This window comes from Klebsiella sp. MS 92-3 (assembly GCF_000195655.1).
Lineage (GTDB): Bacteria > Pseudomonadota > Gammaproteobacteria > Enterobacterales > Enterobacteriaceae > Klebsiella > Klebsiella pneumoniae.
In genome coordinates, this window is the sequence record NZ_GL882731.1 from 1 (window position 1) to 14,216 (window position 14,216).

General features: G+C 43.5%; 14 protein-coding genes, 1 tRNA gene and 2 pseudogenes. 7 read left to right on the forward strand and 10 right to left on the reverse strand.

The features are described 5' to 3' along the window. The 4 genes and pseudogenes from HMPREF9538_RS29180 to HMPREF9538_RS29190 all read left to right on the forward strand — a co-directional run. Positions 1 to 330: pseudogene (locus HMPREF9538_RS29180) on the forward strand (relaxase); the annotation flags it as partial. Positions 331 to 553: 223 nt separating this feature from the next. Then, the gene (locus HMPREF9538_RS32740; protein WP_000787429.1) at positions 554 to 826 is read left to right on the forward strand and encodes a hypothetical protein; all 273 of its coding nucleotides are present in this window, start codon (positions 554 to 556) and stop codon (positions 824 to 826) included. A gap of 41 nt (positions 827 to 867) precedes the next feature. Further along, positions 868 to 1,254, forward strand: a pseudogene (locus tag HMPREF9538_RS0126875) (hypothetical protein). Between the two features lie 20 nt (positions 1,255 to 1,274). Next, positions 1,275 to 1,541, forward strand: coding sequence for a hypothetical protein (locus tag HMPREF9538_RS29190; protein ID WP_009484054.1), 267 nt, complete (start codon positions 1,275 to 1,277; stop codon positions 1,539 to 1,541). A gap of 36 nt (positions 1,542 to 1,577) precedes the next feature. On the opposite strand, the gene HMPREF9538_RS23780 is transcribed toward HMPREF9538_RS29190, so the two are convergent. The 10 genes from HMPREF9538_RS23780 to HMPREF9538_RS23740 all read right to left on the reverse strand — a co-directional run bounded on the left by HMPREF9538_RS23780 (position 1,578) and on the right by HMPREF9538_RS23740 (position 10,324). Then, complete coding sequence (locus tag HMPREF9538_RS23780; protein WP_009484055.1) at positions 1,578 to 2,015, reverse strand: hypothetical protein; 438 nt, start codon at positions 2,013 to 2,015, stop codon at positions 1,578 to 1,580. 87 nt (positions 2,016 to 2,102) lie between these two features. Further along, positions 2,103 to 2,489 (reverse strand): hypothetical protein, encoded by a 387-nt coding sequence (locus tag HMPREF9538_RS23775; RefSeq protein WP_032419631.1) that lies wholly within the window; start codon positions 2,487 to 2,489, stop codon positions 2,103 to 2,105. Between the two features lie 14 nt (positions 2,490 to 2,503). Continuing rightward, positions 2,504 to 4,378, reverse strand: coding sequence for a DNA-binding protein (locus HMPREF9538_RS23770; protein WP_009484057.1), 1,875 nt, complete (start codon positions 4,376 to 4,378; stop codon positions 2,504 to 2,506). Then, positions 4,375 to 5,685: a tyrosine-type recombinase/integrase gene (locus tag HMPREF9538_RS23765; RefSeq protein ID WP_009484058.1), complete on the reverse strand. Its 1,311-nt coding sequence runs from the start codon at positions 5,683 to 5,685 to the stop codon at positions 4,375 to 4,377. The genes HMPREF9538_RS23770 and HMPREF9538_RS23765 overlap by 4 nt, the downstream gene beginning before the upstream one ends. Further along, entirely contained in the window at positions 5,678 to 6,880 is a 1,203-nt protein-coding gene (locus tag HMPREF9538_RS23760) for a tyrosine-type recombinase/integrase (RefSeq protein ID WP_020316397.1), read from the reverse strand. Before HMPREF9538_RS23760 ends, HMPREF9538_RS23765 begins: the two co-directional genes overlap by 8 nt. Positions 6,881 to 7,162: 282 nt before the next feature. Next, entirely contained in the window at positions 7,163 to 7,477 is a 315-nt protein-coding gene (locus HMPREF9538_RS23755) for a hypothetical protein (protein WP_020316402.1), read from the reverse strand. Positions 7,478 to 7,496: 19 nt separating this feature from the next. Continuing rightward, complete coding sequence (locus HMPREF9538_RS29195) at positions 7,497 to 7,712, reverse strand: helix-turn-helix transcriptional regulator (RefSeq protein ID WP_020316400.1); 216 nt, start codon at positions 7,710 to 7,712, stop codon at positions 7,497 to 7,499. A gap of 166 nt (positions 7,713 to 7,878) precedes the next feature. Next, positions 7,879 to 8,688: a DUF6387 family protein gene (locus HMPREF9538_RS23750; RefSeq protein WP_009484061.1), complete on the reverse strand. Its 810-nt coding sequence runs from the start codon at positions 8,686 to 8,688 to the stop codon at positions 7,879 to 7,881. Between the two features lie 111 nt (positions 8,689 to 8,799). After that, entirely contained in the window at positions 8,800 to 10,050 is a 1,251-nt protein-coding gene (locus HMPREF9538_RS23745) for a tyrosine-type recombinase/integrase (protein ID WP_009484062.1), read from the reverse strand. 189 nt (positions 10,051 to 10,239) lie between these two features. Continuing rightward, positions 10,240 to 10,324: transfer RNA gene (locus tag HMPREF9538_RS23740), tRNA-Leu, on the reverse strand. Positions 10,325 to 10,913: 589 nt separating this feature from the next. Between HMPREF9538_RS23740 and HMPREF9538_RS23735 the strand changes: the two genes are divergently transcribed. From HMPREF9538_RS23735 to ahr, 3 genes are all read left to right on the forward strand, one after another. Then, positions 10,914 to 11,594, forward strand: a complete 681-nt coding sequence (locus HMPREF9538_RS23735) for a carbonic anhydrase (RefSeq protein ID WP_009484063.1) — start codon at positions 10,914 to 10,916, stop codon at positions 11,592 to 11,594. Continuing rightward, positions 11,591 to 13,060 carry a SulP family inorganic anion transporter gene (locus HMPREF9538_RS23730; protein ID WP_009484064.1) on the forward strand — a complete coding sequence of 490 codons (1,470 nt, stop codon included), beginning with the start codon at positions 11,591 to 11,593 and terminating at the stop codon, positions 13,058 to 13,060. The genes HMPREF9538_RS23735 and HMPREF9538_RS23730 overlap by 4 nt, the downstream gene beginning before the upstream one ends. Before the next feature lie 111 nt (positions 13,061 to 13,171). Beyond that, positions 13,172 to 14,191, forward strand: a complete 1,020-nt coding sequence (ahr, locus tag HMPREF9538_RS23725; protein WP_020316401.1) for an NADPH-dependent aldehyde reductase Ahr — start codon at positions 13,172 to 13,174, stop codon at positions 14,189 to 14,191. The last annotated feature ends 25 nt before the right edge of the window (positions 14,192 to 14,216 follow it).

Below are 14,216 nucleotides of genomic sequence, written 5' to 3' on the forward strand. Positions count from 1 at the left end.
CCTGCTCCTGCTCCTGCTCCTGCTCCTGCTTCTGCTCCTGCAACCATTTTAAAAACCACTGAGAGAAAGGAAAGTATCAGTGAAAAAATTGCTGAACTCGAACTGCGACTCAGAAAAGACAGACGAAACGAGATTGTTGAGAAGATTCTCCAAAAGAATGCGGTTAACCAGCAAAAGCATCTCAGGCTTATCGGCTGGCTTCCATTTCTTAGAAGGCTTGCAGAGCTTCTCCGAAGCTATGGTAAGAGCATTCTTCACAAGCCCCTCCCTGGATTCTCAAATCTCTATGTAACCCGACCTTTACATAAAGAAAGGAAAATTCATTTATAAACAAAACCTTACCGCTTATCCCTGACAGCAATATCGTTTGGATAGTGGTTAATTTAGGATAAGTCAACAATAAATTGATCGTTATTACAGATCGATAAACTAGTTATGATAGTTTTTACCTATCACGATTCAAACATCGATCGGTACAAGTGATTTTACTTTAGCCAGCCAGCCATCGAGAATCCCTACAAACACGCAGTAAATCTTCCACCCTGGGGTTGCTATGAAAAACGAAACAATAAAGTGCCCGTTCTGCTTTACACAAAGTCCTCACGGTGTGCGGATTTGTAAAGGCTGCCATGCAAAGATCGCTTACGGTGAAAGCCCGCTCAGTGTGGCATTCCTGTTTCAATTCGTTGCATTTGGTCTCGCGTGGTTAGCATTTTCGTGGACTGGCAGCACTCTTGTATCAGTCATTACGTTTTTCGTAAGCATCATTATTCTTATCTATAAAATTAAAAAAACGTATGCAGACAGAGTTGTTTTTATACGGTGAAATTAATTTCACACAACCGCAAACCTAAAATGAGAAAGTAAATGAACCGATTTATAAAGTCCTCTTTTTTTATTATTGTCTTCCTGCTTTCTGGCTGTTCAACATCAGGGAACCAGAACCTTAAAAACTAAACACCTCAAAGCCTCCAGTCAAAGATCATTAAAAACAAAACAACTAAGACGGAATTACTCACTAAATTAGGTGAGCCTGATACAAGAACCACACTCGATGACGGAAATGAGCAGTGGAGATACTTTATGTATAACAATCAGTTCAATGCAACAACTTTCATTCCAGTTGTAGGGCTGTTTACTGGCGGTTCGCAGACTCAGTCTAAAACTCTTGAAATAGATTTTAAAGGCGAAATTGTCAGCAAATGGACGTTCTCCACTGACAATAACAACACCAAAACGGGCGTTCTTAACTGATTATTCCTGGAAAAATAAAAATGAAAACATACTCAATCCTTACCGTTATTCTTACAGCATTTCTTCTAACCGCATGTAACAGCGAACCCTCAGAAAAAGATATTTATACAGCTTTAAGTAAATGGACGGGAAGCCATCTTACATCAGTGAAAAAAGTTGATTGCACAAAAGAATCTGATAAAAGTTATAAGTGTAATGTCGTAACGGTAATTGATGGTAATCTCAAGCAAGCAGCATCTATTAAACTCCTAAAAACAGATGACGGCTGGCAGTTTGTAGGTAATTAAAATTGATTACTGAAATGAAGCTCCCGTAGGGAGCTTTTATAATCTAACATTTCTTACTCTGACTACTTCATGGGTTAACTCTTTCTCGATAACCTTCACTTCATACTGTGTTCTTACAACCGTATAAATTCCTTCTGCTTTTTCTTGATTGTTGTCAATATAGTTCACGAGAGAGTTTAGCTCTCTAAGAACCCCTTCTTTGTTATTTAATCGTTGTAGTAGATTGCTTGTCAGACTTTTGTATACCGAGCTAAACATTGCCATTATGTTATCAATATTACAATTAGATTCGGAATAGATCCTTTTAGGGTAGAAATATTTTAAATGATATCCCACAAAAATTAGGTAAAGCTGATATGAAAAACTTTTATCTCCGGGCTGGTATCTTTTTGAAATATACTTATCGACGATAATGATAAGTTGCTCTTCCAGAGTAAACTCTGGGTTTATTTTGTTTTTGTCCATAAAATGCATCCTTGCATAATTTAAATAGTCGTCCTGACCATATATTTATATTTATCGCATTTATTTAACTTGTCAATAGGTGTAACCTATCAACTATTATTTTTTATTAAATGGCCTATTCAACTGTTCCATAGTAAGACCGTGTCTGTAAGCATTGTACTGCCAATAGCTAAATTGCTCTTTGTATCTATTGTTCTGTTTTTTCAACATTTCATTTTCGGCTTTAAGATTTAATATTTGTTGTGCCGCAATTGTTAAATTGGCTGGTTTCTTTAAGCCTGATTTTTTCAAATTGGACAAATTTTTCTTTGTTCTATATGCTTCAACAACTTCATCATGAGCACTTAAAGATTGCCTTGTGATAGTTCTGTTTAAACTCTTATAAACTGATTCACATAAATCACTCCATGTGATTTTGCCGTCCCAAGTCAGTATCATGTGTGTAATTGCCTTTATTTCACTCCTGTTTAAATGTTTTGCCATATGCATCTCCTGTTTCAATTATTCAAAAGCTTATTAATTCTTTCCAAGTTTTTTTCGTGGTGCTGCAACCATTTATCAGCCCCATAGTCACCATTTTCAAAAGCGATCTGAGTTATATTTATCAATTGCATTAATTTTTCTCGGATTGATTCCAGTCTAATTCTATCTACTGATTTCATGTCCAGTGTTTCATTATCACACTCAACAAACTGATTAATTTTCGCACAAGGCTTAACTAAATAGTTATGTACACAGTAACCAAATTCTGTTAAGTGAATTGCTCCTTGATTCAGGTTATCAAAATCAACTGTCAATTCATTTGTGGGTATTGACTTCCTTTGACAATAATTTTCCATGGTCAATTTAATAGTTTTGATTTTATCTAACATATCTTCTTCTGACACGTGATTATAAACTCTATTCTGATTCACATTGACACGACCAGACCATTTAGCTATATCCAGCTCAGACATTTCACCATAATGGGCTATTGTGTTTAAAAGATGTCTTGGTTGGTGTGAGCGAATAAGTAGTGGCTGACCTTCAATATCATAATACCCGTGTCGGGCGAAAATATTTTTAAATCCATGCTCATTACGTTTTTTATTTTGGATATCATTAAAAAAGAATCCTTTAGTTGGCTTATGAAATAAGTAGATATCAATCATTTGGGATAAAGTAAATTGGCGAGGATTTAATAAACATAATGCATTGCTAAATCTTATGGATTTTTCTTCATCATACCAAGGAAAGTCTTTACTAAAACCAGAGATAATCATTTCCCATAACTCACTCAATGAATAGTTATAATCATTGGGGTTTAAGAAACTTTTCCCACCATCCAGACTTGTCTTTTTAATTTTTAGAACGCAAGATTTGTGATCATGTAAAGGGTAACCAAGTGCATGACAAACCTGTATAACTGTCAACTTTGATTTTTCATCAACTTTTGGGCAAAGTTCATGTTGGTAAAATTTATCAGGATATTTTTCGCACCATTGAGCAAACTCCCTTGCATTTTGTGATAAGGAAAGCAATCTTCTAATCGCTTTCTTCGCAACTGGTATCATAACCTGTGGAATCCACTTGATATTGGGGCCATACCCCTTAACCGAATAGAATCTCAGGCCATATCTTTCGATACCCTTCTCATCTTTTTGTGTAATCTCACAATCAGCAGGTAAGGCTAAAATCTCAGAAATTCTGCTCGGACAACAAAGCAGAAGTGCAAATACTGCACTGGTGAATTTATCCCTTGGACTCAGTAGCTCATCATTTTTAGAAAAAATATCAGCAATGGCAAGTAATGCTGCTTCATCGGGTAACTTATCATTTCTGTGATAGTCCTCAATCTCAGGAAGATAGTTGTTTTTGACCTTCTGCTTCACATGGTTTTTCCAGGATATGTATCCTGATTTCACAAGGTTATGTTTACATAGAAATTTTGATAATTTTTCAAGCTGTATCCCACATTGAGCGAGAACATTACCTTCAAAATATTTACTTCCGATTTGCATTGCCTCATCAAAAACAACGGCTGTAACATTATAAATGAGACCACTGTTCAGAACTTGCAAAAGAGCCTGTTCGAGACATCTCAAAGCCATCATTGTAGCCCCATAATTTTTCAAGGGTTTCAATGAGTGTTGATATCTGATATATGCTTTTGCAAAATCGAGAAAATCTTCATGCATTGCATCTTTGGAGTTAAATGCTTTATGTCCAACCCCTATCTTTCTAAAGGTTACATACCCTTTCCAGACATATTGTTCCCAATCCTGAGTTTGGGTGAGCCCTGAAAGTTGATAGCGGCAAAAATTTATGAATTCATTATAATTGTTTTCTGCTGTAATTTGTTTTTTAGATTTAAATAAAATAATATTACTCATCGGGGATTTACCTCGTCAATATCAACTGGCATAAAGAAAGCACATTCTTTACAAGGAAAATTTACATTTAAATTCTGACTTTGACATTTTCTCGAAGAACAAAATTTGAAATGTATTTTCTCTTTAGACTTTATTCCATTCATAAAGGCATCAGCGATAAATGACAATTGTTCTGAAACAGCAAAATCTATTCTTTCAACACTCTCAGCAAGATTTTTAATATAAATTCCCGTACTTGAAGTAGAAGAATGGTCTAACAATTGAGCTATAGTATTGGCATTATGTCCCTCCCTAGCCAGCTTAGTTGCTATCGTATAGCGAAGCCTGCGAGGAGTGACATTGAGTAGAGAACCAGTACGATTTGAAATTACATTTCTATTATTAACAATATTCTTTAGTGCTAAGTTAGCAATTGTTGGTTTTGCATATATTTTATTAGACTCCAGGAAGTTAGAATCTATTATGGCTAAATCAAGCATTTTTTCCTCGTTCAAGAAAACTGGAACCTTGCCTTTGGCATGATCATCAAGGGTTTTGCCAAGGGTTTGCTCAACAAGCCTCACGGAGTGATTAGCTTGAAGTTGAACAATTGATGCAACTTCTGAGATTATTGGCAGTTCTCGATATTGTAGTTGTTTACCCCTTTGTTTAACTCGTGGTACTGAAATTAAATATTCTACTTTACCATTATCTAATTTCTTTTGAAGAAGGTCTTTATATTTCAACATAACTAACTGCTGAGGTCGTCTACCGGTAAGACTTATTAATAGTGATATTGCATAATCTGACAGTGACAGTTCACCTATGCTATATGCATGGATCATAGCCTTGTTCAAGGAAGTGTGTTCTTCTTTAGTCAGTGGCCCCACAGTTGGATCATCTTGTAATATAGGTTGGCCAACTTTTTTTATTTTTAGGTCAAAATGTTTTACTATTTCAACAGCACTTTCATCTATTCCGGGGTATCCTAATTCAAACCATTTAGTAAAAAATGGCCGTAAGCCTCGAAAATATGATGACTTGTTTGCTGATTGCATATTTTGATATTGGATTATTACTTTATCATCAATGTAATTAGGATATACATTGTTAATAAAATTCTTCATATTTTTAACTATTGTTTTTACATACAAATGGCTTTTACTACAAAAATAATACTGTAATGTATTCACAAATCCACAAACCAAACTTTTGTTCATAACACATATCAAGTCTCTAATATTGATTCCATGGCTCTCAATCAAAGTGACGATTTTTTGTTCATGAATTGACATTTTATCAGAGTTTTGTTTAATTAAATTATTCATCAAATCCTCCTTTGAATAGTTGCTCTTGCTGCTCAAGTGCAGTTTTTTTCGATAGCTCAAAAATATGCCTGCGATTATAGATTATTGAAGTGTCTGAACCTGGTAGCCATCCCATTAGATAAGAACGGATTTGTTGCTCTTTTTCGTCGGATATGTCCTTAGCCTTATCTATTGTTTTCGAGAACTCATAATTCCATGTGTGTCGTAATTTATGGCCTGTTAATCCACTTAGAAGCGAGGATGATTGACGAACAACACTCACTATCTTATGGTATGAAGAAAATGACAGCGGTTGCCCTTGAGTCTTCCCTTCCTTATAGGTAATAAACAGAAAGTCATGCTTATTAGCATTTTTAACTTTCCTACGATCATTCAAGATATAATCTGAAATTTCATATATAAGGTTCGCATCAGCAATTAACTTCCTCTCACAAGTCTTCACTAATGGCTGATAAACTCGTGAATCTGTTTTATCATTTGCTCTCCTCCTTATTGCTATTGTTGATTCTGCAAAATCTATGTCACCAATTCGCAGATTCAAAAGTTCACCGGCTCTCATGCCAAAGCAATGTAATAATAGGAATATTAGGTTATTTCTTTTTTGTACTATTTCCGTAAACGGATTCAAGTTACTTCCTGGCGAAAGAATGCTAAACAAAGAATCCAGTTGAGCTTTGTCTAAGCTCTTTTCGATATCCATAACATATTTGTCATTGTTTCTTGGTTTCTTTCTTTTTATGTTGTTAATGAAAACAAGTATCTCTTTGATTGTATCTTTCTGACCTGTATGAGAAAGAAGTATTTTACATAGCCATTCCAGATAGTTAGCTATTGTTGTAATCCGAAAATACTTAGTTGGTTTTTTGACATTTGAAACGCAAAAATCACTATCTACACCACTTTTAAAATTGAATGAAGTAAACTCAATCAAATCATCAATTTCATGAGGAGCCAGAAATATCCTTTTCTGAATTCTTTCATCAATATTGATCTCTTTCCTCATAAAGAATCGATATAACAATGAAATGCTACCGGCAATAACTTTCATTGTTGATATAGACTCTGACCGATTTCTGACTTGTGTTGTTATATACAAATTTGGATAATACAATGGTTCACCCGTTTTTTTATTTACAACATGGCAATACCTCTCACCATTTTCCAACATAAACGAATCTACATAAATACTGCTCATATTTTCCTCCTAAACCTTACAAAAAGTATAATTCCAATATATTAATAATAAGCATTTCGTAGATTTACAAATTTATTTGAATAGTTAGAATTATTTATTTAAATTAAAACAGTGAGATAGACGATTATTCCTGTCAAATTATCATCTGGTAGATCTAGTATCCATTATGTACACCTAATACTTCGAAAACTATCTCACTGCCTTGCTAATAAACGGCAACCAAAATAATGTAAGTTATTTTGTAAGGTTTTATGCCAAAATATGGGGCCAAACTTTACATTTTTATAAAAGAGTTTTCAGCCCAATCTGATATCGAATTATCCGTTTCGATAAATTCCTAATTTCATCAGGGCATTTAATTAGCGAGAACCATGTCTCATAAACATAAAACTGTTCGAAAATATTAAGCTCAGAGATCGAATCTAACGGTTCTCTTAGATTCCCCACTAAATACTGGCTTAACCAGTAAACAATCTTTCTGTTAAAATCATTATCAGGTAAATCGTAAATCGCTCCGGGTTCGAAAATTTCAAAAAAAAGGTCCTGACCCAGATTACACATATGGTTATCTTCACTCACAAATTCTTCGATATTCATAACATGCCTCCCAAATTGACTAAGCAACATTATTTCGACTTGTTTCTATAACAGACTGAATCCAGGCATCAATCTCACTTTCGACGAAAGCTACTGCACGAGTTCCAATTTTGACAGGGGCAGGAAACTTATCATCTTTGATCAGACGATAGATCCAGGCTTTGCCGAAACCAGTTCGTTTCAAGACTTCTGATAAACGAATTAAGCTTTGATTGGTTGTATCGGTTGTATTCATTTGGCTGTCTCCTCCGTTTCCGTTACGGAGATATTAGCCACACAGATTTGTATCTATGAAGGGAATGCTGATAACTGAAAAGTTAGATGAGGGAAGAATGAAAGGAAATTCCGGGGAAGAAAAATATTTACGCCCTCCCCTTGACAATTAACATGATGATTTACAACTAGAAAGAGCCGAGTTCAGAAATCGGTATGTTGAGGAGATGGCTGTTTTTGCTGATAAAGTATTCGAGACTACGGGTTGTTTCTCCATTCAATGACTTCTCTGCAACAGGCCTGTCTGTATCTTTAATGTGATCTTCTCCTCTGATCTCACTTGTAAAGTCGGGATACAAGACACGAGACAAGACCATATTTGAGATTTTTACTTTTTTAAATTTTGCCCAAATCAATAGATCCATCATTGGGATAATATTGTAATCGACAAGTTTTCTTATCTTTGCCAGTCCAATTTTTTCTGTTTTGACTGGCTCAATTTCATATTCTTTCCTGAGAATGGGTAGCATCGTTTGTAAGGCTGTTATAATTTCTTCATCGCTGGACATTCCTAAATCAAATGAAACATACATTTTGCTGCTATTTTGGTTAAGAAAAAAGTCTCTCATAGTTTTTGTTATTGGTTTCTTTTTCAACTCTTTTTTGAAATCGCCATTTTCTTCAAAAAAAACCATGCTAAACATTATTAACTTGTTCTCTAATTTTTTTATATCACCAAAGCTAACCTGCGCAACATGTCTTTGGCCCTTGCCAAAATGACCATGATTATTATCTTGTATGCTTAAAATAGGATTACCTTCAAGGATAGACCTTAAATTTTGATTATCATCTTCCCAACCAAAATTTACACTGTCGAAAATCGCTTCTCTAAAGGCAAGCTCTGTATGCAGTTCTTTGATTGTAAGTGATTTTAACTGCTCATAGTTTTCGAGACTAAACCAGCTTTTTAATTCTTCATAAGGGCTTACTACTTTCATTAATCCCTCCACTGTATTCAAAGCTTGAATGAGTTAACACTGCTTATTTGAATTAATTCTCCCTTAACAAGGTTGATAAGGGAGAACGATTAATTAACTACTTATTCATAGTTAAGTCTTTTTAAAATCAAATGGTGAAACTTGTCGTATTCTAAGGAGGTCAAGGTAATCGGCCCACCACTGCAACATAAGCTTTCTCTCATCAAGGTGCTCTGCTTTATGTATGTAGGCAGCACGAACTGAGTTCCGCTCCTGATGGCTCATTTGCCGTTCAACAGCATCTTTCGACCACAAGCCGGATTCAATCAAGGCACTACAAGCCATAGCCCTGAATCCATGTCCACAGACCTCCACGGTTGTGTCATAGCCCATAGCTCGCAAAGCTTTATTAACTGTATTCTCGCTCATAGGTTTGCGGTAATTATGATCGCCAATAAATACGAGTTCATGGTCACCACTGATCTCTTTGATTTTCGTCAGCACAGCCAATGCCTGACAACTCAAAGGAACAAGATGTGGAGTTCGCATTTTCGAACCACGGTGCGAATGTTTGACCCCTGGCAATGGTTCGCGTTCTCCAGGGATAGTCCACATCGCATTTTCAAAGTCGATCTCCGACCATCTTGCGAATCTGAGTTCACTGGAACGAATGAAAATGAGCAATGTAAGCTTTACGGCTAACTTAGTGAGTTTTCTACCCTTGAAGCTATCTATTCGTTCTAAAAGTTCTGAGAATCGTTCGAATGGCAAAGCTGGCCTGTGGACTCTTTTAGCTACCGCAATAGCTCCTGCCATCTCTTGAGCAGGGTTGTAATCTATCAGCCCGTTCTGGACAGCATATCGCATCACTGCCGTTGTTCTTTGCTGTAGGCGGGAAGCAACTTCCAGTCGCCCAGAAGCTTCAACAGCCTTGATAGGGGCAAGAAGATCTCTGGTATTAAGCTCGGATATTTTTCTTTTACCAATAGCAGTAAAGAGACCATCTTCCATGCTTTTTAGAACTCTCTCGCTATGGGAATCTGACCATTTCCTTTTACAAGCCTTATGCCAGTCCCTGGCAACAGATTCAAAAGTAAGAGCTTCGCTCTGCTCGATCTTGTCTGCCTTTTTCTTCTCGGAAGGGTCGATACCATCAGATACCAACTTTTTAGCCTCATCTCGTTTCCTGCGAGCTTCACCAAGAGAGACCATTGGATAAACACCCAATGCTAAAACTTTCTGTTTGCCATCGAAACGGTATTGGAGTCGCCAGTATTTTGAACCATTGGGGTTGATCAGCAGGTGCATACCCTGCCCATCTGTGAGTTTGAAAGGTTTGTCGGAGGGCTTGGTAGTCCTAACTTTGATATCGGTGAGAGCCATCAGTTGATACCTCCAGTGTTGGTACCAAAATCAATCGAACCGGGAATACCATCAGTTATACCATCATCGGTTGGTATATGTTCAAGGAATTGAGTAGACGTGAACAGACTAAGCCAAGCCAGAAACTCACTTAACTTACTGTTTTTGTGGACTAAAGTAGACGTTAGTAGACTTGAAAAAAGCTTTGTATGGTGCCGAAGGCCGGACTCGAACCGGCACGTATTTCTACGGTTGATTTTGAATCAACTGCGTCTACCGATTTCGCCACTTCGGCACTGAAGGGGATGCGGAAACGTTCTGGATTATACCTGTCGGCGGCGGTCATGCAAGCGACAGCGTGTCGTCATTGCGCTAAGTGTTGAAAAAAACAGCGCTATCCTGCGCGGCGTCACCTTTTACGACCGTTCCACAGCGCGACTGCCACCAGCCCCCCTCCTCTCACTCCCCCGAGAACCCGGCTCCCCCTGCCAGCCCCCCTTCTCCCCCGGTAACCCCAAACCCCACTCAAACTTATCTCAACTTGTTCTCACCTCACTCTCAACCACATCCCCAGCACAACCCATCTTTCCCCAGATAAATTCCCCTCGCCTATACCCCAATATTCCCCCCAACCCCACCCACCACCACTCCAATATATTCCAGAAAGTTTTAGCCAATGCCTTTTTGTTATTCACTCGCTCCGCAGCCAAATATTAATTTCATCAATATTTTTATAACTTTACATTAATGAAAAGTTTTCTTTTTGCCGTTTATTCCAGGATTTTCCTCAGGCGTGAAGGGTTCCGGTAAACACTATTTTTACTAGTCGCTGTACGAGTCTTGATGGACATATTCACTCGATGAATTAACTCAGGAGAATACTTGTGACGACGTTAAAACCTTTGCTGGCCCGCAACCGCAGCTGGGCGCTGCAGAAGTGTCAGCATGATCCGGACTATTTCGAAAAATGGGTCGACGGGCAGCGGCCCCACTCGCTGTGGATCGGCTGCTCCGACAGCCGCGTGCCCGCCGAGGTGCTCACCGGCAGCCAGCCCGGCGAGCTCTTTGTCCACCGCAATATCGCCAACATGCTCGATCCCGCCGACGACAACGTCATGAGCGTCCTGCAGTATGCCCTCGACTACCTTGAGGTGGAGCGGGTGGTGCTCTGCGGCCACTACGGCTGCGGCGGGGTGCAGGCGGCGCTCTCCCTGCCCACTCTGCCGCTGGCGCAGGAATCCTCGGCGCTGGCTCGCCGCATCGGCCAGCTGCGCCACACCCTGCATCACGAAATTGCGCAGATCGCCGATGACTGTTGTGTTGCGGCCTCCCCCGGCGCCAGCACCAGCGCCAGCGCCAACGCGGAGCGCTCTCGCCATGCGCTGGACGCCCTGGTGGAAGCCAACGTTCGCGCCCAGTTCGCCCGTCTGCTGGAGAGTGAACCGGTGCAGACGGTGCTCGCCAGCGGGCGACCGCTCAGCCTGCACGGCTGCGTCTACGATCTGGCTTCCGGCCATTTAACCACCCTCGTCGAACACCTCTCACCGCAGGAGCACGCCCCATGAACACGCTTCGTCAGGACTCTCTCGCCGGCATCGTCGTCTTCCTTGTCGCCCTGCCGCTGTGCCTCGGCATCGCCCAGGCCAGCGGCTTACCGCCCTTCGTCGGCCTGCTGACCGGCATCATCGGCGGCCTGGTCGTCACCGCCCTCAGCCCCTCCCGCTTCGCCGTCAGCGGCCCCGCCGCCGGACTGGTCACCATCGTCGTCGCCGCCATTGAATCCCTGGGTTCCTTCTCCCTCTTCCTGATGGCGCTGGTGCTGGCCGGCGTGCTGCAGCTGCTGTTCGGGATCCTGCGCGCCGGGCGCTTTATCTCCCTCGTTCCCGCCAGCGTCATCAAAGGCATGCTGGCGGCGATCGGCATCCTGCTGATTATGCAGCAGATCCCCGTTGCGCTCGGCACGGCGGAAGAGACCGGACTTACCGAAGTGGTTCAGGGCAACGCCGCTTTCTCCGTCACTGCGATTGCCGTCGCCGCGGGCGGCCTGCTCGTACTCTGGCTGTGGGGCTCGCCGCTTATCCGCCGGGTGAAGAGCCTGCGCTGGATCCCCGGGCCGCTGATCGCCGTCCTGCTCGGCTGCGTGACCACCCTGCTGCTGACCCATTTTGCGCCGCAGCAGCTGGCCGCTCTGCCGCGTATTACCCTGCCGGCGTTCGGCAGCCTCGGCGATCTGCTGGGCGAGCTGGAATCTCCGGCGTGGAGCGAGTGGCGCAATCCGTCGGTGTGGGTGGTGGCGGTAACCCTGGCGCTGGTCGCCAGCCTCGAAACCTTGCTCAGCCAGGAGGCGCTGAAAAAGCTGCGTCCGCAAAATCCGCCGCCTTCGCCGAACCGCGAAATGGTCGCCCAGGGCGTCGGCAATCTGCTCTCCGGCGTGCTGGGGGCGATGCCGATCACCGCGGTGATCGTCCGCAGCTCGGTGAACGTCAGCAATGGCGCGCAGAGCAAGCTGTCGATCTTTATCCACGGCGTCCTGCTGTTAATCTGCGGGCTGTGGTTCAGCGGCCTGCTGACCTTAATCCCGCTCGCCAGCCTCGCCGCCGTGCTGCTGTATACCGGCTATAAGCTGGCGACGCCGCGGCTGTTCATCGAGCAGTTCCGCCAGGGTGCGGCGCAGTACGTCCCGTTCCTCGCCACCATCGGGGGGATTATCGCCTTCGGCATGCTGGCGGGGATCGGGATTGGTCTTGCCACCCAGATGGCATTCAGCCTCTGGCGCAGCCATCGCCACTCGCTGCAGCTGGCGCGCTACGATGACCACTACGTGCTGCGCATCCAGCAGAATCTGACCTTTCTGCACAATCCGCATCTGCTGGCCCTGCTGGCGAAGATTCCGGAAAAGAGCGTGGTGATCGTCGAGCACGACAGTGTCGGCTACCTCGACCCGGACGTGCGGGCGGTGCTGGATGATTTTGCCGAGAACGCCCCGCAGCGCGGCATCCGCCTTAATCATTGGCCGCTGGCCAGCCGCTGACCTTAACGGGCGGCTGGTCCGCCCGCTTCGCGACCCCTCCGATTGCCAAGCGCCGGGGAATACCATGCTCTACACTTTCTGGGTTATCACGCCAACCCCAAGGAAATGAACATGAGCATCATTAAAAGCTACGCCGCCAAAGAAGCGGGCGCCGATCTGTCGCTGTGGGAATACGATGCCGGCGAGCTGCAGCCGGAAGATGTCGAAGTTGAAGTGGAATACTGCGGGATCTGCCATTCGGACCTGTCGATGATCGACAACGAATGGGGGATGTCGAGCTACCCGCTGGTGGCCGGTCATGAGGTGATTGGCCGGGTGGCGGCGCTGGGCAGCGCGGCGCAGGATAAAGGGCTGAAGATTGGCCAGAAGGTCGGCATCGGCTGGACGGCGCGCAGCTGCGGCCATTGCGACGCCTGCATCAGCGGCAACCAGATCAACTGTCTGGAAGGCTCGGTGCCGACCATTCTCAACCGCGGCGGCTTCGCCAATAAGCTGCGCGCCGACTGGCAGTGGGTGATCCCCCTGCCGGAGAGCATCGATCTGGCGTCCGCCGGCCCGATGCTGTGCGGCGGCATCACCGTCTTTAAACCGCTGCTGACCCACCACGTCACCGCCACCAGCCGCGTCGGGGTGATCGGCATCGGCGGCCTCGGCCATATCGCCATTAAGCTGCTGCGGGCGATGGGCGCGGAAGTGACCGCCTTCAGCTCCAACCCGGCCAAAGAGCAGGAAGTGCTGGCGATGGGCGCCGATCTCGTGGTCAACAGCCGCGATCCTGAAGCCTTAAAAGCGCTGGCCGGTCAGTTCGACCTGATCATCAACACCGTGGCGGTGGACCTCGACTGGCAGCCGTACTTCGAAGCCCTGGCTTACGGCGGCAACTTCCACACCGTCGGCGCGGTGATGAAGCCGTTCCCGGTGCCGGCCTTTACCCTGATCGGCGGCGACCGCAGCATCTCCGGCTCGGCGACCGGTAATCCGTCCGAATTACGCACGCTGATGAAGTTTGCCGGGCGCAGCAAAGTGGCTCCGACCACCGAGCTGTTCCCGATGTCGCAGATTAACGAAGCGCTGAAGCACGTTCGCGAAGGCAAAGCCCGCTACCGCGCGGTGCTGAAAGCCGACTTCTGATGGTTCTCTCCCGCCGGGCGGCCCG

Excerpts from the sequence above, each read along its gene's own strand:
- HMPREF9538_RS32740 (WP_000787429.1), top strand. The coding sequence starts at position 554 with ATGAAAAACGAAACAATAAAGTGCCCGTTCTGCTTTACACAAAGTCCT.
- HMPREF9538_RS29190 (WP_009484054.1), top strand. The coding sequence starts at position 1,275 with ATGAAAACATACTCAATCCTTACCGTTATTCTTACAGCATTTCTTCTA.
- HMPREF9538_RS23780 (WP_009484055.1), bottom strand. The coding sequence starts at position 2,015 with ATGCATTTTATGGACAAAAACAAAATAAACCCAGAGTTTACTCTGGAA.
- HMPREF9538_RS23775 (WP_032419631.1), bottom strand. The coding sequence starts at position 2,489 with ATGGCAAAACATTTAAACAGGAGTGAAATAAAGGCAATTACACACATG.
- HMPREF9538_RS23770 (WP_009484057.1), bottom strand. The coding sequence starts at position 4,378 with ATGAGTAATATTATTTTATTTAAATCTAAAAAACAAATTACAGCAGAA.
- HMPREF9538_RS23765 (WP_009484058.1), bottom strand. The coding sequence starts at position 5,685 with ATGAATAATTTAATTAAACAAAACTCTGATAAAATGTCAATTCATGAA.
- HMPREF9538_RS23760 (WP_020316397.1), bottom strand. The coding sequence starts at position 6,880 with ATGAGCAGTATTTATGTAGATTCGTTTATGTTGGAAAATGGTGAGAGG.
- HMPREF9538_RS23755 (WP_020316402.1), bottom strand. The coding sequence starts at position 7,477 with ATGAATATCGAAGAATTTGTGAGTGAAGATAACCATATGTGTAATCTG.
- HMPREF9538_RS29195 (WP_020316400.1), bottom strand. The coding sequence starts at position 7,712 with ATGAATACAACCGATACAACCAATCAAAGCTTAATTCGTTTATCAGAA.
- HMPREF9538_RS23750 (WP_009484061.1), bottom strand. The coding sequence starts at position 8,688 with ATGAAAGTAGTAAGCCCTTATGAAGAATTAAAAAGCTGGTTTAGTCTC.
- HMPREF9538_RS23745 (WP_009484062.1), bottom strand. The coding sequence starts at position 10,050 with ATGGCTCTCACCGATATCAAAGTTAGGACTACCAAGCCCTCCGACAAA.
- HMPREF9538_RS23730 (WP_009484064.1), top strand. The coding sequence starts at position 11,591 with ATGAACACGCTTCGTCAGGACTCTCTCGCCGGCATCGTCGTCTTCCTT.
- ahr (WP_020316401.1), top strand. The coding sequence starts at position 13,172 with ATGAGCATCATTAAAAGCTACGCCGCCAAAGAAGCGGGCGCCGATCTG.